The organism is Streptomyces sp. PSU-S4-23, assembly GCF_055632315.1.
In genome coordinates this window covers 1,147,875-1,168,909 of record NZ_JBVMUU010000002.1, presented here as the reverse complement: position 1 = coordinate 1,168,909, position 21,035 = coordinate 1,147,875, and the positions used below count along the sequence as shown (strand labels likewise).

20 protein-coding genes are annotated in these 21,035 nt (G+C 72.6%); 12 read left to right on the top strand and 8 right to left on the bottom strand.

Annotated features, from left to right (window positions below; genetic code table 11):
* Positions 1 to 13: 13 nt before the first annotated feature.
* Positions 14 to 547 (bottom strand): hypothetical protein, encoded by a 534-nt coding sequence (locus ACZ79I_RS06135; RefSeq protein WP_471494837.1) that lies wholly within the window; start codon positions 545 to 547, stop codon positions 14 to 16.
* Between the two features lie 288 nt (positions 548 to 835).
* Between ACZ79I_RS06135 and fmt the strand changes: the two genes are divergently transcribed.
* The 7 genes from fmt to ACZ79I_RS06100 all read left to right on the top strand — a co-directional run bounded on the left by fmt (position 836) and on the right by ACZ79I_RS06100 (position 7,883).
* On the top strand, positions 836 to 1,768 hold the full coding sequence (fmt, locus tag ACZ79I_RS06130; protein WP_471494835.1) for a methionyl-tRNA formyltransferase: 933 nt from the start codon (positions 836 to 838) through the stop codon (positions 1,766 to 1,768).
* Between the two features lie 76 nt (positions 1,769 to 1,844).
* The gene (locus tag ACZ79I_RS06125; protein WP_471494833.1) at positions 1,845 to 3,263 is read left to right on the top strand and encodes an RsmB/NOP family class I SAM-dependent RNA methyltransferase; all 1,419 of its coding nucleotides are present in this window, start codon (positions 1,845 to 1,847) and stop codon (positions 3,261 to 3,263) included.
* 137 nt (positions 3,264 to 3,400) lie between these two features.
* On the top strand, positions 3,401 to 4,087 hold the full coding sequence (gene rpe, locus ACZ79I_RS06120) for a ribulose-phosphate 3-epimerase (RefSeq protein ID WP_471494831.1): 687 nt from the start codon (positions 3,401 to 3,403) through the stop codon (positions 4,085 to 4,087).
* A gap of 78 nt (positions 4,088 to 4,165) precedes the next feature.
* Complete coding sequence (locus tag ACZ79I_RS06115; protein ID WP_471504786.1) at positions 4,166 to 5,209, top strand: sugar-binding transcriptional regulator; 1,044 nt, start codon at positions 4,166 to 4,168, stop codon at positions 5,207 to 5,209.
* Positions 5,210 to 5,337: 128 nt separating this feature from the next.
* Entirely contained in the window at positions 5,338 to 5,691 is a 354-nt protein-coding gene (locus ACZ79I_RS06110) for a barstar family protein (protein WP_471494829.1), read from the top strand.
* A 106-nt stretch (positions 5,692 to 5,797) separates the two neighbouring features.
* Positions 5,798 to 7,240, top strand: a complete 1,443-nt coding sequence (locus ACZ79I_RS06105) for a GuaB1 family IMP dehydrogenase-related protein (protein ID WP_471494827.1) — start codon at positions 5,798 to 5,800, stop codon at positions 7,238 to 7,240.
* Between the two features lie 190 nt (positions 7,241 to 7,430).
* Positions 7,431 to 7,883, top strand: coding sequence for an Lrp/AsnC family transcriptional regulator (locus ACZ79I_RS06100; protein WP_471494825.1), 453 nt, complete (start codon positions 7,431 to 7,433; stop codon positions 7,881 to 7,883).
* Positions 7,884 to 8,065: 182 nt separating this feature from the next.
* Here the strand turns inward: ACZ79I_RS06100 and ACZ79I_RS06095 are convergent, their stop codons facing one another.
* From ACZ79I_RS06095 to ACZ79I_RS06070, 6 genes are read right to left on the bottom strand one after another with little or no spacing between them, the layout of a single operon-like run.
* A complete protein-coding gene (locus ACZ79I_RS06095; protein ID WP_471494823.1) occupies positions 8,066 to 9,568 on the bottom strand; it encodes an aldehyde dehydrogenase family protein in 1,503 nt (500 codons plus the stop codon).
* Between the two features lie 4 nt (positions 9,569 to 9,572).
* Complete coding sequence (locus ACZ79I_RS06090; protein WP_471494821.1) at positions 9,573 to 10,616, bottom strand: branched-chain amino acid ABC transporter permease; 1,044 nt, start codon at positions 10,614 to 10,616, stop codon at positions 9,573 to 9,575.
* Entirely contained in the window at positions 10,613 to 11,491 is an 879-nt protein-coding gene (locus ACZ79I_RS06085; RefSeq protein ID WP_471494819.1) for a branched-chain amino acid ABC transporter permease, read from the bottom strand. Before ACZ79I_RS06085 ends, ACZ79I_RS06090 begins: the two co-directional genes overlap by 4 nt.
* On the bottom strand, positions 11,488 to 12,255 hold the full coding sequence (locus tag ACZ79I_RS06080) for an ABC transporter ATP-binding protein (RefSeq protein WP_471494817.1): 768 nt from the start codon (positions 12,253 to 12,255) through the stop codon (positions 11,488 to 11,490). The genes ACZ79I_RS06085 and ACZ79I_RS06080 overlap by 4 nt, the downstream gene beginning before the upstream one ends.
* Complete coding sequence (locus ACZ79I_RS06075; protein ID WP_471494815.1) at positions 12,248 to 13,024, bottom strand: ABC transporter ATP-binding protein; 777 nt, start codon at positions 13,022 to 13,024, stop codon at positions 12,248 to 12,250. Before ACZ79I_RS06075 ends, ACZ79I_RS06080 begins: the two co-directional genes overlap by 8 nt.
* The gene (locus ACZ79I_RS06070) at positions 13,021 to 14,361 is read right to left on the bottom strand and encodes an ABC transporter substrate-binding protein (RefSeq protein WP_471494813.1); all 1,341 of its coding nucleotides are present in this window, start codon (positions 14,359 to 14,361) and stop codon (positions 13,021 to 13,023) included. The genes ACZ79I_RS06075 and ACZ79I_RS06070 overlap by 4 nt, the downstream gene beginning before the upstream one ends.
* 104 nt (positions 14,362 to 14,465) lie before the next feature.
* On the opposite strand from ACZ79I_RS06070, the gene ACZ79I_RS06065 reads away from it, so the two are divergent.
* Together ACZ79I_RS06065 and ACZ79I_RS06060 are read left to right on the top strand one after the other, a co-directional pair.
* A complete protein-coding gene (locus ACZ79I_RS06065; RefSeq protein ID WP_471494811.1) occupies positions 14,466 to 15,350 on the top strand; it encodes an IclR family transcriptional regulator in 885 nt (294 codons plus the stop codon).
* Positions 15,351 to 15,666: 316 nt separating this feature from the next.
* Positions 15,667 to 17,127 carry an aldehyde dehydrogenase family protein gene (locus ACZ79I_RS06060; RefSeq protein WP_471494809.1) on the top strand — a complete coding sequence of 487 codons (1,461 nt, stop codon included), beginning with the start codon at positions 15,667 to 15,669 and terminating at the stop codon, positions 17,125 to 17,127.
* Here ACZ79I_RS06060 and ACZ79I_RS06055 read toward each other — a convergent pair.
* Positions 17,115 to 17,918 carry a GntR family transcriptional regulator gene (locus tag ACZ79I_RS06055; protein WP_471494807.1) on the bottom strand — a complete coding sequence of 268 codons (804 nt, stop codon included), beginning with the start codon at positions 17,916 to 17,918 and terminating at the stop codon, positions 17,115 to 17,117. The two genes, ACZ79I_RS06060 and ACZ79I_RS06055, sit on opposite strands and share 13 nt — an antisense overlap.
* A 212-nt stretch (positions 17,919 to 18,130) precedes the next feature.
* Here ACZ79I_RS06055 and ACZ79I_RS06050 point away from each other — a divergent pair, with 212 nt between their 5' ends.
* From ACZ79I_RS06050 to ACZ79I_RS06040, 3 genes are read left to right on the top strand one after another with little or no spacing between them, the layout of a single operon-like run.
* Positions 18,131 to 19,288 (top strand): ABC transporter substrate-binding protein, encoded by a 1,158-nt coding sequence (locus ACZ79I_RS06050; RefSeq protein WP_471494805.1) that lies wholly within the window; start codon positions 18,131 to 18,133, stop codon positions 19,286 to 19,288.
* A 17-nt stretch (positions 19,289 to 19,305) separates the two neighbouring features.
* Positions 19,306 to 20,211, top strand: coding sequence for an ABC transporter permease (locus tag ACZ79I_RS06045; protein ID WP_471504783.1), 906 nt, complete (start codon positions 19,306 to 19,308; stop codon positions 20,209 to 20,211).
* Positions 20,199 to 21,032, top strand: coding sequence for an ABC transporter permease (locus ACZ79I_RS06040; RefSeq protein WP_471494803.1), 834 nt, complete (start codon positions 20,199 to 20,201; stop codon positions 21,030 to 21,032). Before ACZ79I_RS06045 ends, ACZ79I_RS06040 begins: the two co-directional genes overlap by 13 nt.
* Positions 21,033 to 21,035 lie beyond the last annotated feature (3 nt).

The following is a 21,035-nucleotide window of genomic DNA, read 5'->3' as shown; positions in this document are numbered from 1 at the left end:
ACAGGAGTGTCGCTCAGCCGTTGCGCGGGCCCGGGAACGCCGTCGGCCTCGCCTCGTCCCGCAGGGTGGGGCTGCCGGCCGTGGGCTGCGTCGGCATGGCGCGGGCCGCGGGCACCGTGGCCATGCCCGGGCCGACGTTGAGCGTGCGGGTGCCGGACGGCTCCGGCGCGCGGTCGGCGTCGGCGGGCGCCGGGGCGGCGGCACGGCGGGCGCCGTAGCGGCGGTGGACCGCCTGCTTGGTGACCCCGAGCGCGGAGCCCACGGCGTCCCACGAGAAGCCGAGCGAGCGGTCGAAGTCCACGGCCGCGGTGACCAGGGTCTCGACGCTGTCCCGCAGCTCCTGGGCGAGACGGACGGTCGGCGCGGGGGCGCGTCCGTAGACGACGAAGCCCGTGGACGGGCCGGAGCGGCGCGGGCGGTAGACGTTGCCCAACTGGGCGGTGAGGGTGCGCAGTGCGTCCACCTGCCGGCGGACCCGCTCGATGTCCCGCACCAGCAAGTGCAGGCTGGCCCGGGCCTGGGCGTCGTGGGTTGCGTGGTCGGCCATGAACAAGCCTCTCGAACCGGCGTTGAAAAGGGATGGGGCCGCGATCGCGGCCCGTTGCGGTCAACTCTCTCTTGACCAACGCGTGTGCCGGTCTGTGGTCACGGGGCGGGGCGTAAGCGCATATGCATACGCCCCCGGGGGGAGGTGCGCGCTACGGGAGCACATGCCGCTGGTCAGGGCAGCCGCCGGGATGCCGGCGACCCTAGACTGGTGTGCCCGCACGCCCCGGCACCGCCGGGGACCTGTGGACCCGTCAGAACTCCCGCCCCGAGAGGCCGTCACCCACCCATGAGGCTCGTCTTCGCAGGTACCCCCGAGGTCGCCGTCCCCGCGCTGGACGCTCTGATCGCGTCCGAACGGCACGAGGTGGCGGCCGTCGTCACGCGGCCCGACGCACCGGCGGGGCGTGGCCGCAGGCTGGTCGCCAGCCCCGTCGCCGAGCGGGCGGAGGAGGCCGGGATCGAGATCCTCAAGCCGAACCGGCCCCGGGACGAGGACTTCCTGGCGCGGCTGAGGGAGATCGCGCCCGACTGCTGCCCCGTCGTGGCCTACGGCGCGCTGCTGCCCCGGACCGCCCTCGACATCCCCGCCCACGGCTGGGTCAACCTGCACTTCTCCCTGCTCCCCGCCTGGCGCGGTGCCGCCCCCGTGCAGCACTCCCTCCTGTCGGGCGACGAGATCACCGGCGCCTCCACCTTCCTCATCGAGGAAGGACTCGACTCCGGGCCCGTCTACGGCACCGTCACCGAGCGGATCCGGCCCACCGACACCAGCGGTGACCTCCTCACCCGTCTCGCCTTCGCCGGTGCCGGGCTGCTCGCCGCAACCATGGACGGCATCGAGGACGGCAGCCTCAAGCCGGTGCCGCAGTCCGCCGACGGCGTCACGCTCGCGCCGAAGATCACCGTCGAGGACGCACGGGTCGACTGGTCCGCGCCCGCGCTCCGCGTCGACCGCGTGGTGCGCGCCTGCACGCCCGCGCCCGGCGCCTGGACCACGTTCCGCGGCGAGCGGCTCAAGCTCATCCAGGTCGTCCCCGTGCCCGGGCGGACGGACCTCGCCCCCGGCCGGCTGTCCGTGGGCAAGAACGACGTGCACGCCGGCACCGGCTCGTACGCGGTCGAGCTGCTGTGGGTGCAGGCCCAGGGCAAGAAGCCGATGCGGGCCGCGGACTGGGCGCGCGGAGTGCGCATCGAGGCCGGGGAGACCCTGGGGAGCTGACCTGCCCGGCCTGCCCGCCGCCCCGCCGACGTAGGCTGGGAAGCGCATTCCCTCCCACACCCGGAGCACCTTTTCCGTGAGCGACCACTCCCGTCGTCCCCGCAAGCCCGCCAAGCCCTACCGCCGGCCCAAGAAGGACCCCGTCCGCATCCTCGCCTTCGACGCGTTGCGGGCCGTCGACGAGCGGGACGCCTACGCCAACCTGGTGCTGCCGCCGCTGCTGCGCCAGGCGCGCGAGAAGGGCGACATCGACGCGCGGGACGCGGCGCTCGCCACCGAGCTGGTGTACGGCACGCTGCGCCGGCAGGGCACGTACGACGCCGTCCTGGCGGCCTGCGTCGACCGGCCCCTGCGCGACGTCGATCCACCCGTGCTGGACGTGCTGAGCCTCGGCGTCCATCAGCTGCTCGGGACGCGGATCCCGCAGCACGCCGCCGTGTCCGCCACGGTCGAGCTCGCCCGGGCCGTGCTGGGCGACGGGCGGGCCAAGTTCGTCAACGCCGTGTTGCGCAAGGTCGCCCAGGACGACCTCGACGGCTGGCTGGAGCGGGTGGCGCCGCCGTACGACGAGGACCCCGAGGACCATCTCGCCGTGGTGCACTCGCACCCCCGCTGGATCGTGTCCGCCCTGTGGGACGCCCTGGGCGGCGGCCGCGCCGGGATCGAGGACCTCCTCGAAGCCGACAACGAGCGGCCCGAGGTCACGCTCGTGGCCCGTCCCGGCCGCGCCACCACCGAGGAACTCCTGCGCGAGGATGCCGCGGAGCCGGGGCGCTGGTCGCCGTACGCCGTGCGGCTCACCGCGGGCGGCGAGCCCGGTGCCGTGGACGCCGTGCGGGACGGCCGCGCGGGCGTCCAGGACGAGGGCAGCCAGCTCGTCGCCGTCGCGCTCGCGAACGCGCCGCTCGACGGACCCGACCGGGCCTGGCTGGACGGATGCGCCGGCCCCGGCGGCAAAGCCGCCCTGCTCGCCGCGCTCGCCGCCGAGCGCGGAGCCGTGCTCCTCGCGTCCGAGAAGCAGCCGCACCGGGCCGGTCTGGTGGCCCGGGCACTCGCCGGGAATCCCGGCCCCCACCAGGTCATCGCCGCCGACGGGACCCGCCCGCCGTGGCGGACCGGCACCTTCGACCGCGTCCTGATGGACGTGCCCTGCACGGGGCTCGGCGCGCTGCGCCGCCGGCCCGAGGCCCGGTGGCGGCGCCGGCCCGAGGACCTCGACGGGTTCGCGCCGTTGCAGCGCGCACTGCTGCAAACCGCCCTGGAGTCCGTACGCGTCGGAGGGGTCGTGGGCTATGCCACCTGCTCGCCCCATCTCGCCGAGACCCGCGCCGTGGTCGACGACGTCCTCAAGCGGCAGGGGGGCGCCGAACTCATCGACGCCCGGCCGCTGATGCCCGGCGTCCCGGCCCTCGGGGACGGCCCCGACGTCCAGCTGTGGCCGCATCTGCACGGGACGGACGCGATGTACCTGGCGCTCATCCGCAGGACGCGCTGAGCCGCGGGGCGAGGGGGGCCGTGATCACCGGCACGGCGAGTCCCCGGCGCACGCGCCGCCCCCCGTCCGCGGCCCCGGATTGCTTTCGGCCGGTACCGGGGGCGGGCAACCCGTCCGGAGCATGGCAGGCTTGGGGCATGGCCGTGCAGATCAATCCCAGCATCCTGTCCGCCGACTTCGCCCGCCTCGCCGAGGAGGCCAAGGCGGTGGAGGGCGCCGACTGGCTCCACGTCGACGTCATGGACAACCACTTCGTCCCGAACCTCACGCTCGGCGTGCCGGTCGTAGAGTCCCTGGTGCGGGCGACGGACACTCCGCTGGACTGCCACCTGATGATCGAGGAGGTCGATCGGTGGGCACCGCAGTACGTCGAAGCCGGCGCCTCGTCCGTCACCTTCCATGTGGAGGCGGCCGCCGCCCCGGTGCGACTCGCCCGTGAGATCCGCGCCAAGGGTGCCCGGGCCTCCATGGCCCTCAAGCCGGCGACGCCCATCGAGCCGTACGAGGACCTGCTGCCCGAGCTGGACATGCTGCTGATCATGACCGTCGAGCCGGGCTTCGGCGGCCAGGCGTTCCTCGACATCATGCTCCCCAAGATCCGCCGCACCCGTGAGCTGATCGGCAAGCACGGCCTTGAACTCTGGCTGCAGGTCGACGGCGGTGTCTCGGCCTCCACCATCGAGCGCTGCGCGGAGGCGGGCGCGGACGTCTTCGTGGCCGGTTCGGCGGTGTACGGGGCGGCCGACCCGGCCGCGGCGGTCCATGCACTGCGCACCCAGGCGGAGCGGGCGACGGCCCGCGCCTCCTGGGCCTGCGACGACTGAGCCAACGGAAGCTGAACGCCGACCGTCCGGGCTGAGCGGGCAGCCCGGATCTGCAAGGATGAACGGCGTATGCAGAGTGTGAACAGCAGTGAGGAGATGGCCGTGTCGGGTATGTCGGCGGGCCGGTCAGCCATGCGGATGGGACCCGCTGAGCTGGTGCAGGCGGCGGCGATGGCCCGCCGCTTCTACCTCGAGGGCAAGTCCAAGATCCAGATCGCGGAGGAGTTCGGCGTCAGCCGCTTCAAGGTGGCCCGGGTCCTGGAGACCGCCCTCGAACGGGATCTCGTGCGCATCGAGATCCGTGTGCCGGCCGAGCTGGACGCCGAGCGCTCCGACGCGCTGCGCGCCCGCTACGGCCTCAGGCACGCCGTCGTGGTCGAGTCCCCGGCCGACGCCGAGGAGTCACCCGATCCCGAGAACCTCGGCGAGGTGGCGGCCGACCTGCTCGGCGAACTGGTGGCCGAGGGGGATGTGCTGGGCCTGGCCTGGGGCCGCTCCACCATCCACATGGCCGCCGCCCTGGACCGGCTGCCGCCGTGCACGGTGGTGCAGCTGACGGGCGTGTACGACGCCGGGACCGCCGAGCGCGGCTCGGTGGAGGCGGTCCGCCGTGCGGCGCAGGTGTCGGGCGGTGACGCGCACCCCATCTACGCGCCGATGCTGCTGCCGGACGCCGCGACCGCGCAGGCGCTGCGGCACCAGACCGGGATCGCCCGCGCCTTCGAGTACTTCGACAAGGTCACGGTCGCCTGCGTGTCCATCGGCTCCTGGGAGCCCGGCATCTCGACCGTGCACGACATGCTCACCGAGGAGGAGCGCGCCCACTACGCCTCGCTCGGCGTCGCCGCCGAGATGTCCGCGCACCTCTTCGACGCCAAGGGCCGCCGCATCGGACGGGACCTGGGGGAGCGGTGCATCACCGTCAAGGCGGACCAGCTCCGTCGCATCCCCGAGGTCGTCGCGATCGCGGGCGGGCAGCGGAAGGCGGCCGCGATCGACGCCGTGCTGCGCTCCGGGCTCGTCACCAGCCTGGTGACCGACACATCGGCGGCGGACTACCTGATGACGGCGGGCCCGACGCCGGCCCCGGCCCTGAACCGGGCCGATCCGGACGGGGCCTGAGGGACCCGGCCGCCCTCGCGCGGCCCCCGTTCCCGCCCCCGCCGCCCCGGGCCTGCCCGGGACGGCGGGGACGGGGACGGGGCGCACTCCATCCATGATCATGACGAACCGCTGGGGGCGCCACCGAGATGACCGACGACCTGGCGGGCCGCCTCGTGGTCACGCTGGACCTCCGGGGCACCGCCGACAAGGCCGCGTTCATGGAGCGGATCGTGCGCGCCCTGGACCTGCCGGACTGGTTCGGCCGCAACTGGGACGCGCTGGCCGACTCGCTCACCGACCGCACCGTCTGGCCCGCGGGCGCTGCCGAGAGGGGACTGCTGCTCGTCGTACGCGGCTGGCAGCCGTACGCGGCGGCACAGCCCCGGGAGTGGGCCATGGCCCAGGAGGTGTTCCGCGAGGCGGTGGGGCGCACGCCCGGACTCTGCGTCGCGCTCGCCCTTGGAGGATCCCATGAAGAGCCCTCTGACCAGCCTGGATGATCCGACCGGGGACCGCGTACCGCCCGTCATGGGACACTGAAGTACGTGCTCTCCCCCTGGCTGACCTGCCCGGGGGCCGCCTCTGATCGACTGGGATGTGCAGCACGTGCGTTTCCTCAATGACATCCGGCCCGCGTACGACCTGACGTACGACGACGTCTTCATGGTGCCGAGCCGCTCCGCGGTCGGCTCCCGTCAGGGCGTGGATCTCGCCTCCCCCGACGGCACGGGCACAACCATCCCGCTCGTCGTCGCCAACATGACCGCCATCGCCGGCCGCCGCATGGCGGAGACGGTGGCCCGGCGCGGCGGACTGGTCGTCATACCGCAGGACATCCCGATCGACGTGGTCATCGAGGTCATCTCCTGGGTCAAGGGCCGCCACCTGGTGCTGGACACCCCGATCGTGCTGGCCCCGCACCAGACCGTCGCCGACGCCCTCGCGCTGCTGCCCAAGCGTGCGCACAACGCGGGCGTGGTCGTCGACGACGAGCACCGGCCGATCGGCGTGGTGACGGACGCCGACCTGTCCGGGGTGGACCGCTTCACGCAGCTGGAAGTGGTGATGTCGAAGGACCTGCTGCTCCTCGACGCCGGCATCGACCCCCGCGAGGCCTTCAACGTCCTCGACACCGCCAACCGCCGCTACGCGCCCGCCGTCGACGAGGACGGCAGGCTGGCCGGCATCCTCACCCGCAAGGGCGCCCTGCGTGCCACGCTGTACACGCCGGCCACGGACGCGAACGGCAGACTGCGCATCGCGGCTGCCGTCGGTATCAACGGGGACGCCGCGGGCAGGGCCAAGCAGCTCCTCGACGCGGGCGTCGACACGCTCGTCATCGACACCGCGCACGGCCACCAGGAGTCCGTGATCGCGACCATCCGGACGGTGCGGGCGCTGAACCCGCGGGTCCCGGTGGTGGCGGGCAACGTGGTCGCCGCCGAGGGCGTGCGCGATCTGATCGAGGCGGGCGCGGACATCGTCAAGGTCGGCGTGGGTCCCGGTGCCATGTGCACCACGCGCATGATGACGGGCGTCGGCCGCCCGCAGTTCTCGGCGGTCCTGGAGTGCGCGGCCGAGGCGAGGAAGTACGGCAAGCACGTGTGGGCCGACGGCGGTGTCCGTCACCCGCGCGACGTCGCGATGGCGCTGGCGGCGGGCGCCTCCAACGTGATGATCGGCTCGTGGTTCGCGGGCACGTACGAGTCCCCCGGCGACCTGCAGCAGGATGCGGACGGCCGCCTCTACAAGGAGTCGTTCGGCATGGCGTCGGCGCGCGCGGTCCGCAGCCGTACGGCGGAGGAGTCGGCGTACGACCGCGCCCGCAAGGCCCTGTTCGAGGAGGGCATCTCGACCTCCCGCATGTTCCTCGACCCGGCCCGCCCGGGCGTCGAGGACCTGATCGACGCGATCACCGCGGGCGTCCGGTCCTCCTGCACGTACGCGGGCGCAGGCACCCTGGAGGAGTTCGCCGAGCGGGCCGTCGTCGGCATCCAGAGCGCGGCCGGATACGCGGAGGGCAAGCCGCTGGACGCCAGCTGGAGCTGACGCGCCTTCAGGAGCCCGGGCGCGCCCGGCGGCGTCCCGCCGGCCGGGTAGGCGGGGGGCGGTCGCCGCGACGGCCCGTGTTCTACTTCCTGTACGGCCACTTGAGCTCCCGCCGGCCGCCGCGGACCCCGCGGCACCGGCAGCCGCCCCGTGGCACCCGCAGCCACCGCACAGAAGTGAACCACCCGCCGTGCTGAACGATCTCGACGAACGCATCGTCCACGCCCTCGCCGAGGACGCCCGCCGCTCCTACGCGGACATCGGGCAACTGGTCGGCCTGTCCGCCCCCGCCGTGAAGCGGCGTGTGGACCGGCTGCGCGCGACCGGCGCCATCACCGGGTTCACCGTCCGGGTGGACCCGGTGGCGCTCGGCTGGGAGACCGAGGGATTCGTCGAGATCTACTGCCGCGGCAACACGTCGCCGGAGACCATCCGGCGGGGCCTGGAGCGCTACCAGGAGGTCGTGGCCGCCTCCACCGTCACCGGTGAGGCGGACGCGGTCGCCCAGGTCTTCGCCTCCGACATGCGCCACTTCGAGCGCGTCCTGGAACGCATCGCCGGGGAGCCGTTCGTGGAGCGGACGAAGTCCGTGCTGGTGCTGTCGCCCCTGCTGCGGCGCTTCTCCTCGGGCTCGCCCACCTAGTGCCCCAACAGGCGACGTTCGCCCCGTCGCGCCGCCCGGCACGCTCCCCCGCGCTCTTCGAGCGGGGGGCATGCCAGTTCCCCCATGCTCGGCTCCGCTCGCGCGGGCGGTGCCCCCACGACGCCGCTCCTTGACGGGCCAACGTTGCCCGCCGGGGCACCGGCACCGATCGCGCGGCCCGGTCAGAAGGCGAGGTCGCGTGGCTCGGCGCGCACGGTCATCCACTTCAGCTCGGTGAACTCCTCCGCGGCGAAGCCGGTGCCGAACCGGCCCCAGCCGCTGTCCTTGACGCCGCCGAACGGCATCTGCGGCTCGTCGTTGACCGGCTGGTCGTTGACGTGCACGATGCCCGCCTCCAGCCGCCGGGCGAGTTCCAGACCCCGATGGGGATCGCCCGTCAGGACACCGGCGGCGAGCCCGTAGCGCGAGGCGTTGGCGCGCTCGACCGCCTCGTCCGCGCTGTCGACCGTTTCCAGGACGACGACCGGTCCGAAGGTCTCGTCGAAGGCGAGCTCGGCGTCATCCGGGACATCGGTGAGGACGGTGGCCGGGTAGCACGGGGGTTCGGCCTTCCCGCCCGTCAGCACGCGGGCGCCCATCGAGACCGCCTCCTCGACCCGGCGGGTGAGCAGGGACAGCGCCCACTTGTTGATCACCGGGCCGACCACCGTGCGCGGGTCGCCGGGGTCGCCGGTGGGCAGCGCGGCGGCCTTCGCGGTGAAGAGCCGGGTGAACTCCTCGGCGATGGGGCGTTCGACGAAGATGCGCCGGGCGCACATGCACACCTGCCCCTGGTGCACGAACGCCCCGTAGACCGCGGCGTCCACGGCGCGGGGCAGGTCGGCGTCGGCGAGGACGATGAGGGGGTTCTGGCCGCTGAGCTGGAGCACCACCCGCTTGAGGTGGCGTCCGGCCGACTCGGCCAGACGCCGGCCGGTCGGCGTGGAACCGGTGAAGTCGATGCGGCGCACGCTCGGATGGGAGATCAGCGCGTCACCGATGGCACCGGCGTCGCCGGGGGCGTGCGTGACGACGTTCAGCACGCCCGGGGGCAGCCCGCCCTCGGCGAAGAGCTCCGCCCACAGGGTGCCGCCGGTGATCGGGGACTCCTCGGACGGCTTGAGCACGACCGTGTTGCCGAGTGCGATGGGGCCCACGATGCCCCGGCCGGACAGCACCAGCGAGGCGTTCCACGGGGCGATGGCCGCCACGACCCCGACCGGGCGCCGTACCGCCAGGGCCTGGGTGCCCGGGATGTCGGACGGAAGGATCTGCCCGGCCGCGGCGTAGGGAAGTCCGGCCGCCTGCCGCAGCAGGGAGACGCTGAAGTCGACCTGGACCGTGGAGTAGCGGCGGCCGCATCCCGTCTCCGTGCTCAGCAGGGCCACGATCTCCTCGCGGCGCCGCTCCAGTGCGTCGCCGGTGCGGAGCAGGATCCGCTGGCGCTCGGCGGGCAGTGTGCCGGCCCAGCCGCCGAACGCCGCATGGGCGGCGTCGACGGCCCGGCGCGCGTCGTCGGCGCGACCGGCGGCCACCGTGGCGAGGGGGGACCCGGTCCACGGCTCGCAGTCCTGGTAGGTGCCGCCGTCCAGCGGCTCGGTCCATTCGCCCCCGATGAAGTGGCGCACCACGGGCGGGCTGCCCGGGCGGAGGTCTGCCGCCGCCGAGGGGTCGGGAAGGGTCACCGGATCAAGTCTCCTCCGCGGACGGGCTCGGGCCGCTCGTCCTTCGCCGCAGATGGTAACCGACCGGGAGCAACTGGACGTGGTGCCGGTCGGTGACCAGGCTCCACAGTCCGCGCGGCAGGAACAGGGCGAAGGCCACGGCGGTCAGGCCGAGGCCGATGAGGTACCAGGCGCCCTCGTCGGCGAAGAGGTACTGCACGGCGAAGAAGAGGACGGCGCCGACGAGGGGGCCCTCGAAGGTCCCGATGCCGCCCACCAGCACCATGAAGATCATGTACGCGGACCACTGCACGCCGAAGATCGACTGGGGCTGGACGAACAGCGTGTTGGCCAGGGTCAGTGCACCGGCGGCGCCGCATCCGAATCCCGCCAGGACGAACAGCAGGAGCTTCAGGGGCTTGACCCGCACGCCGAGCGACGCGGCCGCCTCCTCGTCGTCCCGGATCGCCTGCAGCGCGGCCCCGGTGCGGTGCCGCAGCAGCCAGAAGAGCAGGACGAGCAGCAGCACGGCGAAGCCGAGGGTGAGCCAGTAGGTGAACGCGCGGCGGACCTCGGGCGCGTAACCGCTCAGGCCCTGCAGCGAGATGCCCGTGCCCCCGCCGAGGCCCTGGTCGAGCATCACGAGCAGGGCGATCGCCTCCGCGACGACCCAGGTGCCCACGGCGAACTGGCCGCCGCGCAACCGCAGGACGAGCAGGGAGAGCACCGCGGCGAGCACGGCGGAGGCCAGGGCGGCCAGCACCACGGCGAGGTAGGGCTGGACGCCGTGCTGGGTCAGCAGGATCGTCCCGTACGCGCCGAAGCCGATGAACGCCTGCTGTCCTACGGAGACCAGGCCCGCGTACCCGGCGAGGGCGTTCCACATCACCGCGAGGATGAGGAAGATCAGCAGGCTGGTGAGCTGCTGGACGATGTTGGCACTGAGCACCTGGGGCACGGCGAAGAGCGCCGCACCGGCGAGGACGAGGGCGGCGGAGCCCACCCGTGAGGCGGGGCTGGAGCGCTGGACGGACCAGCGTCCGTGCGCGCCGGCTGCTGCTGTGGTCATGCGGGGGCTCTCCGAGTGGCGATGAACCGGCCGCGGGGGCCGGCCAGGACGACGAGGAAGACCAGGTGCCCGGCGAGGATCGAGTACTGCGGATCGATGGTCGCGCCCACGGTCTGCGCGATGCCGAGGACGATGCCGCCGGCCAGCGTGCCCCACAGGGAGCCGAGCCCTCCGATCACCACCGCCTCGAAGGCGAAGATGAGCTGGGTGGGGCCGCTGGAGGCGTCGAAGGTGGAGTGGATCGCCAGGAAGGTACCCGCCAGGGCGGCCACGGCGACGGCGATCGCGGTGGCGCGGGCGTACACGGACGACGCCGGGACGCCGACGAGGGCCGCGGTGTCCGGGTCCTGGGCGGCGGCCCGCATCTCCCGGCCGAACGCGGTGCGCCGCAGCACGAACTGCAGCCCGCCGAGGACGGCGACGGCGACGGCGAGGATCAGCACGCCGAGGTGGGGCACCGACAGCTGGTCGGCGATCCGCCAGCTGCCGGTCGCCAGGGAACCGGCGGCCGGGCCCAGGCTGCGCACATCGGGCGAGAAGATCTGCAGCAGGGCGTTCTGCAGGACGATGGCGAGCCCGAACGTGGTCAGCAGCGGGGTGAGTTCGCCCCCGCGCAGACTGCGGGCCAGGACCGTGCGCTGCAGTGCGTACCCGAGGAGGAGCATCACGGGAAGCACGGCGAGCAGCGCGACGAACGGTGACACGTCCGCCTGCGTGGCGACCCACCACACACCGAACGCACCGAGCACCGCGAGGTCGCCGTGGGCGAGGTTGATGATGCGCATGACGCCGAACATGAGGGACAGGCCGCAGGCGAACAGCGCGTAGAGGCCGCCGAGGAAGAGTCCCTGGACGACGGCGTTGATCCAGCTCATGTCCGCTCCGGGGAGGGGTGGGCCGCCGGTGTGGCCGGCGGGGCGGAGGAAGGGGTGATGCGTCCGAGACCGAAGTAGGCGTCGGTCACCTGCTCCCGGGTCACGGCGCCGGTGGGGGCCTCGAGCACGATGCGCCCCTCCAGCATGCACACGACGCGGTCCGCGACGGCCATGGCCCGGCCGAGGTCCTGTTCGACCAGGAGCAGGGTGGCGCCGTCCCGGATCAGCGCCGACAGGGACGCGTAGACGGTGTCGACGGCGACCGGCGCCAGGCCGAGCGACACCTCGTCGAGCAGCAGGAGCCTGGGGTTGGTCATCAGGGCACGGCCGATGGAGGTGGCCTGCTGCTGGCCGCCCGACAGGCTGCCCGCCCTCTTGCGGCGGATCGGCCGCAGGAGGGGGAAGGCGTCGAGGACCGTGTCGAGGTCCCACGGACCCGGACGGGCGCGCCGGCCGGCGACGAGCAGGTTCTCCTCGACGGTCATGTCGGGGAACAGCTTGCGGCCTTCGGGTACGAGGGCCAGACCGCGCCCGACCCTGCGGTGGGCCGCCAGGCCGGTGATGTCCTCGCCGGCGAAGGAGACCGAGCCCCCGGCGGCGGGATGCGCCCCGGCGACGGTGCGCAACAGGGTGGACTTTCCGGCGCCGTTGGCGCCGACGAGCGCGACCACCTCGCCCTCGGCCACCGACAGGGACACCTCCCTGACGGCCTGCAGCAGCCCATGGCGGGCGACGAGGCGGGAGACGCGCAGGACGTCAGCCATGGCCGCTCCTTCCCAGATAGGCGTCGACGACATGGGCGTCGCGCAGGACGGCCCCCGGCTCCCCCTCGGCGAGGACGCGCCCGGCGTCCATGCACACCAGGCGGTCGATGACCTGGACCAGCACATGGACGATGTGCTCGATCCACACCACACCGACCCCGAGGGCGCGCACCTGCCGGACGGTGGTGACGAGTTCGGCGGCCTCGGCGTCCGTGAGGCCGCCGCCGATCTCGTCGAGCAGCAGGACTCGCGGGTCGGTCGCCAGGGAGCGGGCGAGTTCGAGCCGCTTGCGGTGCAGCAGGCCCAGGCTCTCGGCGCGCCGGTTGGCCAGGTCGACCAGTCCGCACAGGTCCAGTACCTCCACGCACCGGCGGTGGGTCGCGGCGCGGGACAGGCGTGTGCCGTAGGAGGCGCCCACGAGGACGTTCTCCAGGACGGTCATCCCGCCGAAGGGACGCGGGATCTGGAACGCGCGGCCTATGCCGCGGCGGCAGCGCAGCTCGGGGCGCAGTGCGGTGACGTCCTGTCCGTCGAGGCGCACGGTGCCGCTGCCGGGGGTGACCGAGCCGGCCAGGACGTTGAGCAGTGTGGTCTTGCCCGCACCGTTGGGCCCCACGATGCCGACCGCCTCACCGGGCGCGACGTGGAAGTCCACCTCGTCGAGGACCCGCAGGTCGCCGTAGTCGAGGGTGAGGCCGAGGCCCATGAGGGCGGGCGCGGGGCCCGCCGTCGTCGTGGACCCCGCCGCCGATGTGCTCGGCGTGCTCATGAGGGGTAGGGGCGCAGCCGCCCGGCGACGGGGACCTTGGGGTCGGAGGAGTTCTCGCACACGACGAAGTCCAGTTTGTACGGGCTGCCCTTCGCGGCCCGTACCCACTGGCCGCCGAGGATGGGGGCGGCGACGACGTTGGCGTTGGGGCCCTTGCCCCACCGGAGCCGTCCGACGGGGGTCTCGACGTCGAGGCCGGCGATCGCCTCGGCCACGGCCTTCTTGTCCTTCGGGCCGGAGGCGGCCCGGAAGGCGGCGGCCGCCGCGTCGAACAGGGCGAGGCTGGGGCCGAGTTGCTGGGTCCACTGCTTGCCGGACGTCTTCTGGTAGCCGTCGGCGAGTTCCCTGGACGTGACCTTGGTCAGGGAGGAGTCGTAGGGGAAGGTCGGGGTCCAGTAGGCGCCGCCCGCGATATTGACGCCGAGCGGGCCCAGGGCCTCCACCTGGGAGGGGAAGAGACCGGTCTTCGCCACCTGCACGATCCTGGGCCGGTAGCCCTGCTGCGCCGCCTGCCGCCAGAAGGTGGCGAAGTCGGAGGGGATGGGGAAGGTGTTGAAGATCTCGCAGCCGGCGGACTTGAACTTCGCGATCTGCGACGAGTAGTCGTTGGTGCCGTCGGTGTAGGCGCCGGGATCGACGACGTCGTACGAGTCCTTCTCCAGCAGGGGGCCGAGCGACTCGCGGATGGCGTTGCCGTCCGAGTCGTTGGGCCACATGACGCCGACCTTCCTGTTGGTCTTCACCTGTGGCCACAGATGGGTGTACGCCTGGTGGAACTGCTCGACGCCGAAGCAGAAGTGGAAGGTGTACCGGAAGGCCCGCTTCTGCCCGGGCTTGGCGCCCCGGCCGAAGTACCACGCCTCCCACGGGACGACGGTGGAGATGCACGGGACGCCGGCCGCCTCGCAGGCGTCCGAGACGGGGTTGACCGTCTCCGGTGTCGACGTGGTGAGCATCAGGTCGATGCCGTCACCGTTGATCAGGTCGCTGGCGACCTGGGAGGCCCGCTGCGGGTTCGACTGGCTGTCCTTGTCGATGATCTTCACGCCGTACTTCTTGCCGCCGATGGTCAGCCCGTCGGCGAAGGCTTTGCGGGCCAGGCTCAGCACATGGGCGTCGGGCTCGCCGAACCCGGCCGCCGGGCCGGTGCGCGGGCTGACGAACCCGATCCTGAGCGTGGAAGTCCCGCTGCCGCCACCGCTGTCGCCGCTGCCGACCTTGCACGCGGCGAGCAGGGGACTCGCCAGGGCCAGGCCGGTCACGCCCAGGCCGGCCGTGCGCAGAATCCGGCGTCTGCTGGGCTGGGGGGACGGTTCGGACATAGGAGAAGTAGGCATATTCGCCCTCCTGGTGAACCAAAGGTGGGGGGAACGTAGGAGGGCCCGTAACGAAAGTCAACGCGGCGTTCTAACATCTGAAACATCCGGAGCTACCATGCGGCATGACCTCACGGACCCCGCCCCCCGTGTCCGCCCGGCCTGCGCACCCCGCCCCGGCGGCCGGTGCCGAGGACGAGGCCGCTGCCCCGAAGCCGGCCGCCGCGGGCTTTTCCCAGTCCCTGGAGCGCGGACTGCTGATCCTCGCGTCGTTCAGCGAGGCGCGTCCCGTGCTCGGCATCTCCGAACTGGGCCGTTGCGTCGGCCTGAACCGCAGTACGACCTACCGCTACGTGGCGACGCTCGCCAGGCTCGGCTATCTGCAGCAGGATCCGGACTCCAAGAAGTACTCCCTGGGCCCCCGGGTCGTCGATCTCGGATTCGCGGCGATCAACTCCATGGAGATCACCCGCGTCGCGGGCCCCTGCCTGCAGGTTCTGTCGGACGAAACCGGCTACACCGTGAGCATGGCCGTGCTCGACGGGCCGGACGTCGTGTACGTCGACAGGCGTCGCAGCGGCCGGGCCGGCAGCTTCGCGATGGGCCTGCACCTGCACGTCGGCTCACGGCTGCCCGCCTACTGCACGGCCATGGGCAAGGTGCTGCTGGCCCATCAGGAACCCTCCGTGCAGCGCGAGTTGATCGACCGCACGGATCTCGCCCGGCGCGGCCCGAAGACCATCACCGCCCGCGAGCAACTGATGGTGGCGCTCGGCCGGGTGCGCCGGACCGGGATCGCGCTGAACGACGAGGAACTCGCGCCGGGTCTGCGGTCGCTGGCCGCACCGGTGCGCGACCGGACCGGCGCCGTGGTGGCGGCGGTGAACATCGCGGTCCACCTCACCGTGTGGAACACCTCGGTCGAATCCGTGATGACGCGCCTCGAAGGACCGCTGCGCCGCACGACCGCGGAGATCTCGGCCCGGCTCGGCCACCGCCCGGGCGCCTGATCTGTTCGAATAACTGAAACAGTCGTCCCTCTGGCTCGAACAGGACGCTCGCGATTCATTGACAGCGTCCCTCGCCGGTTGCAGACTCGCGCCGCCCGCGATTTCGCGAAGGTGAGTTCACCAGGCGAACAACGCTGTTCTCCGGGTCGGGAGGCCGCCATGCGTGTCCCAGGTCGTCAGGCTCGGCGGCTGCGCCCTGATCGACCTGTACCGCCAGGGACGGCTCCCGAGGGACCGCCTCGTGAGGTCGTCAAGGCCGTCCTCCGGATGCCCCGCTGACGCCCTGCCCGCTCACCGCACCCGCAAAGGAGCCTCCATGACCCTCACCCGTGCACTCCTCATCGGCGGCAAGGACGTCCCGGCCGCGTCCGGCCGTACCACCCAGGACATCAACCCCTACACGGGTGAGGTGTACGCGACGGTCGCGGCGGCCGGTGGGGAGGACGTCGCGCGGGCGGTGGGGGCCGCGGACGCGGCCTTCGCGCAGTGGGCGGCGCTCGCGCCGTTCGCCCGCCGTGCGATCTTCCTCAGGGCGGCCGATCTGCTGGACGCGCGGGGCGAGCAGGTGGCCGAGGTCATGGCGCACGAGGCGGGCGGCACCCGGCCGTGGGCCTTCTTCAACGTGGCGCTGGCCGCGAACATCCTGCGCGAGGCGGCGGCCGCGGTCACCGCGCCGCGTGGTGAGGTGCTCGGCGCCCAGGAGGAGGGTGTGCTGGGGCTGGCGGTGCGTGAACCGCTGGGCGTGGTGGCCGCGTTCGCGCCCTGGAACGCGCCGGTCATCCTCGGGGTGCGGGCGGTGGCCGCGCCGCTGGCGGCCGGCAACACGGTGGTGGTGAAGCCGAGCGAGGACGCGCCGATCGCGTGCGGGCTGCTGGTCGCCGATGTGCTGCGGGAGGCGGGGCTGCCGGACGGGGTGCTGAACGTGGTGACCAACGCGCGGGAGGACGCGCCCGCGGTGGCCGAGGCGCTGATCGCCGATGCGCGCGTGCGGGCGGTCAACTTCACCGGCTCGACGGCCGTCGGGCGCGTCGTCGGTGAACTGGCGGCGCGTCACCTCAAGCCCGCGCTGCTGGAGCTGGGCGGCAAGAACGCGGTGATCGTGCTGGCCGACGCCGATGTGGACTACGCGGTCGACGCGGTCACCTTCAGTGTGTTCATGAACTCCGGGCAGATCTGCATGTCCGGCGACCGCGTCCTCGTCCACGAGTCGCTCGCCGAGGAGTTCACCCAGAAGTTCACCGCGAAGGTCGCCGCGCTGCGGGCGGGCGACCCCACGCACCCGAGGACCGTGGTCGGGCCCCTGGTCGGCGTCACCGCCGCCCGGCGGGTGGCCGCGCTGGTCGAGGACGCCGTCGCCAAGGGCGCCACGGTGCTCACCGGCGGCGGGGAGCCGGAGGGCGCCGTGCACCCCGCGACCGTGCTCAGCGGTGTCCCCAAGGACGCGGACCTGCACTACGCGGAGGCGTTCGGTCCGGTCTGCGTGCTCGACACCTTCGCCGACGACGACGAGGCGGTGGCCGTCGCCAACGACACGGACAACGGCCTGACCTGCGGCATCATCACCGAGAACGCCACCCATGGCCTGGCCGTCGCCCGCCGGGTGCACACCGGCATCGTGCACATCAACGACCAGTCCGTGGCCGACGAGCCGCACGCGCCCTTCGGCGGCGTGAAGGCATCCGGCTACGGCCGCTTCGGCGGACGCTGGGGCATCGAGGCGTTCTCCAACACCCGCTGGGTCACCATCGCCACCCAGCACGCGCACTACCCGTTCTGACCCTCACCGGGCCCGGCCGTCTCGGCCGGGCCCCGCCCGGGGCCGCGGTCCTGATCGGCCGTCGTGCGGGCCAGCGCGTTGTTACCGATCGAGTTGTGCACGCTGAAGCTCACGACGTCCGAACGGTAGCGGTCGTCCGACCACTCCACCGGGCGCCCTTCGCGGGTGGTCGTGACGCGGCGGACCCGCAGCAGCGGGCTGGTGCGCCGGACACCGAGCAGCTCGGCGTCCCGGGCGCCGGCCGCGACCGCGTCGATGACGTGCTCCCCGTACGCGAAGACCACACCCGTGTCGTCGAACAGCCGCTGGGTGACGGAGGGGCAGTCGGGCTCGACGGCCTCGACCGCCGGGGAGATCCAGTCGGCGTACACCGTGCGCTCCAGCAGCACGGGTTCGCCGTCCAGCCCGCGCACCCGCAGCACGTGCAGCAGCGGCGTCCTCTCCCGCAGGTGGAGCCGGACCGAGTCCTCCTTGGTCGCCGGGCGGTACTCCTGCGCCACCACACGTCCGGTCGCCTCACGCCCCATCGCCCGGGCCCACTGCGCGAAGCTGCGCAGTTCCGTGAAACTCTGGCTGCGACGGCTCGCCAGGACCACCCGGCGGGCGCCCTGCCGCGATCCGATGAGCCCCTCGGCGGTCAGCGCCGCGAGGGCCTGGCGGACCGTGCCGCGCGAGACCCCGTACCAGGACGCGAGTTCCGTCTCCGTGGGCAGCATCCCGCCCACCGTGTACTCCTCGCGGTCGATCGCCCCCCGCAGTTCGTCGGCGATCTCCTCATGTCGCGCCGCCATGCTTCCTCTCAGAGTCGGTTGCTGTGCACAGCGTGATCAGCCTAATCGAGATCCGAAGGCGATCGACGAAGCCTCGGATTGTGCAAAAAATCGGGGCCCAGGGTTTCTCCGGTGTTTACGGAGCGGACACCAATGGCAGGCTGACTGAGGTCAACTTGTTCAGACAAGTCTCCCGTCCCCCTGAGCCCCGCGCGCACTCCTGGAGAGACCCCGTGACCGTCTTCCTGCCGAGAACCGCCGCCCTCGGCGGCGGCCTTGCCGTCATCGCCGCACTCGCCCTCAGCGCCTGCGGTGCCGCCCCCGACAACGCTTCCGCCACCGCCGACGGCAAGAGCCCCGCCACCGCCACCTCCGCCGCGGACCTCGGCGGCATGGACGCCCTGGTGAAGGCGGCGAAGAAGGAGGGCACGCTGCATGCGATCGCCCTGCCCCGCGACTGGGCCAACTACGGCGCCCTGATCGACGGCTTCCAGAAGAAGTACGGCATCAAGATCGAGGTCGAGAACCCGGACGGATCCAGCCAGGACGAGATCAACGCGGTCACCTCCCGCAAGGGACAGGGCCGCACGCCGGACGTCCTCGACCTCGGCAGCTCCTTCGCGCTGAGCGCCGCCCAGCAGGGACTGCTCGCGCCGTACAAGGTCGCGGGCTTCGACGGCATACCCGAGGGGCAGAAGGACGCGCAGGGCCGCTGGTACAACGACTACGGCGGCTATGTGTCCATCGGCTGCGACGCCAAGCGCGTCAAGGAGTGCCCCACCACCTTCAAGGACCTCCTCAAGCCGCAGTACAAGGGGCAGGTCGCGCTCAACGGCAACCCGACCCAGTCCGGCTCCGCCTTCGGCGGCGTCTACGCGGCCGCCCTGGCGGGCGGCGGCTCGTTCGACGACATCCAGCCCGGCCTCGACTTCTTCGCCAAGCTGAAGAAGAACGGCAACTACACGCCCGTCGAGTCGACCCCCGCCACCGTCGAGAAGGGCGAGACCCCGATCAGCATCGACTGGGACTACCTCAACGCCGGATACGCCGAGGAGTTCAAGTCGAAGGGCGTCGACTGGAAGGTGTCGGTGCCGTCCGACGGCAAGTACGCGCAGTACTACTCGCAGGCCGTCAACAAGGACGCCCCGCACCCGGCGGCCGCCCGTCTGTGGGAGGAGTACCTCTACAGCGCCGAGGGGCAGAACCTGTGGCTCAAGGGGTACGCGCGACCGGCCCTGATGGCCGCCATGGAGAAGGCCGGCACGCTCGACAAGGCCGCCGCGGCCAAGCTGCCCGCGGTCTCCGGCACACCCGCCTTCCCGACCGAGGCCCAGCAGACCAAGGCCAAGGGCGTCCTCGCCCAGGGCTGGAGCAAGGCCGTCTCCGGGTGACCACCGAGCCCCGCGACATGACCCTCGCCGCCGCTCCCGCACCCACCGCGTCCGACGCCGCGCCCGCCGCCCCCGTGCGGCGGCGCGGCGCCGCCGGGTGGCTCGCCGTCGTCCCGCTGCTCGCCTTCACGGCCGTCGCCTTCGGCGTGCCCGCCGTCGCCATGCTGAACGGCGCCTTCACCGTCAAGGACCAGGCCACCGGGGCCACCGCGTACACCACCGCCAACCTCACGGCCTCGCTGCACGGCGCCTACCTCACGGCGCTGCTCGGCAGCGTCAAGCTGTCGGCCGTCTCCGCCGCCATCGGCGCGGTCCTCGGACTGCTGCTCGCCCAGGCCGTGGTGACCTCGCGCTTCCGCGCCCTGCGCGAGGCCGTGCTGACCGCGTCCGGTGTGCTCGCCAACTTCGGCGGCGTGCCGCTCGCCTTCGCCTTCGTCGCCACCCTCGGCAACTCCGGCGTGCTCACACGGCGGTTCGGCCTGACCGACAAGGGCTGGGACCTCTACAGCTTCTGGGGCCTGACCCTCGTCTACCTGTACTTCCTGATCCCGCTGATGGTCCTCACGATCACGCCCGCCCTGGAGGGCCTGCGCTCCCAGTGGCGCGAAGCCGCGCAGAACAGCGGCGCCACGCACGCCCGGTACTGGCTGCACGTGGCGCTGCCCGTGCTCACGCCCTCCCTCCTCGGCGGGTTCGTGCTGCTCTTCGGCAGCGCCTTCGCCGCCTACGCCACCGCGGCCGCCATGGTGGGCAGCTCGATCCCGCTGGTCACCCTGCAGATCGCCGACGCCCTGTCCGGCAACGTTCTCGTGGGCCAGGAGAACGTGGCGCTGGCCCTCAGCCTCGACATGGTCCTGGTCGCGGTCCTGGTGATGGCCGTATACCTGCCCCTGCAACGACGGAGCGCGCGATGGCTCGCCTGACGTCCCGCATCCGCCCCGGACGAGGACTCGTCCTTCTCGCCGCCGGCCTGTACTTCCTGGTCCCGCTGGCCGCCTCCGTGATCTTCACGGTGGACGTCCCGGGCCAGGGCGTCACCTTCGACGCCTACAGCCAGATCCTGGGCACCGACGGGTTCCTGAGCAGCCTGCTGCTCTCGCTGGAGCTGGCCGCCGCCACCATCGCCGTCGTCCTGCTCCTGATGGTGCCCGCCATGGTGGCGCTGCGCCTCGGCGCGCCGAGGCTGCGGGCCCTCGTCGAGATCGTCTGCGCGCTGCCGCTCGTGGTGCCGCCCATCGCGTTCGTCGCCGGCATCAGCACGGTCCTGAAGTGGGGGCCCGACCACCTCTCCCGCACGCCGCTCTTCCAGACGTTCGTGGCCGTCCAGAACCCGGACTTCCCCTTCGTGCTCGTCCTCGCGTACGTCGTGATGGCGCTGCCCTTCGTCCACCGGGCCCTGGACGCCGGGCTGCGCGCCGTCGACGTACGCACCCTCGTCGAGGCCGCCCGCAGCTGCGGCGCCGGCTGGCCGCAGGCACTGGTGCGGGCCGTGCTGCCCAATCTGCGCGGGGCGCTGCTCAACGCCGCCTTTCTCACCCTGGCCCTGGTGCTCGGCGAGTTCACCGTCGCGCATCTGCTGGGCTTCAGGCCCTTCGCCGTGTGGATCGTGGACATCAGCGGCGCGCAGGCCCAGATGTCCGTCGCCGTCTCCGTGCTCAGCCTGCTCGTGACCTGGGTCCTGCTGCTCGCCCTCGCCGCCGTCGGCGGGCGTCGCACCCCCTCCCGTACCGCATCTCAGGGATGACAC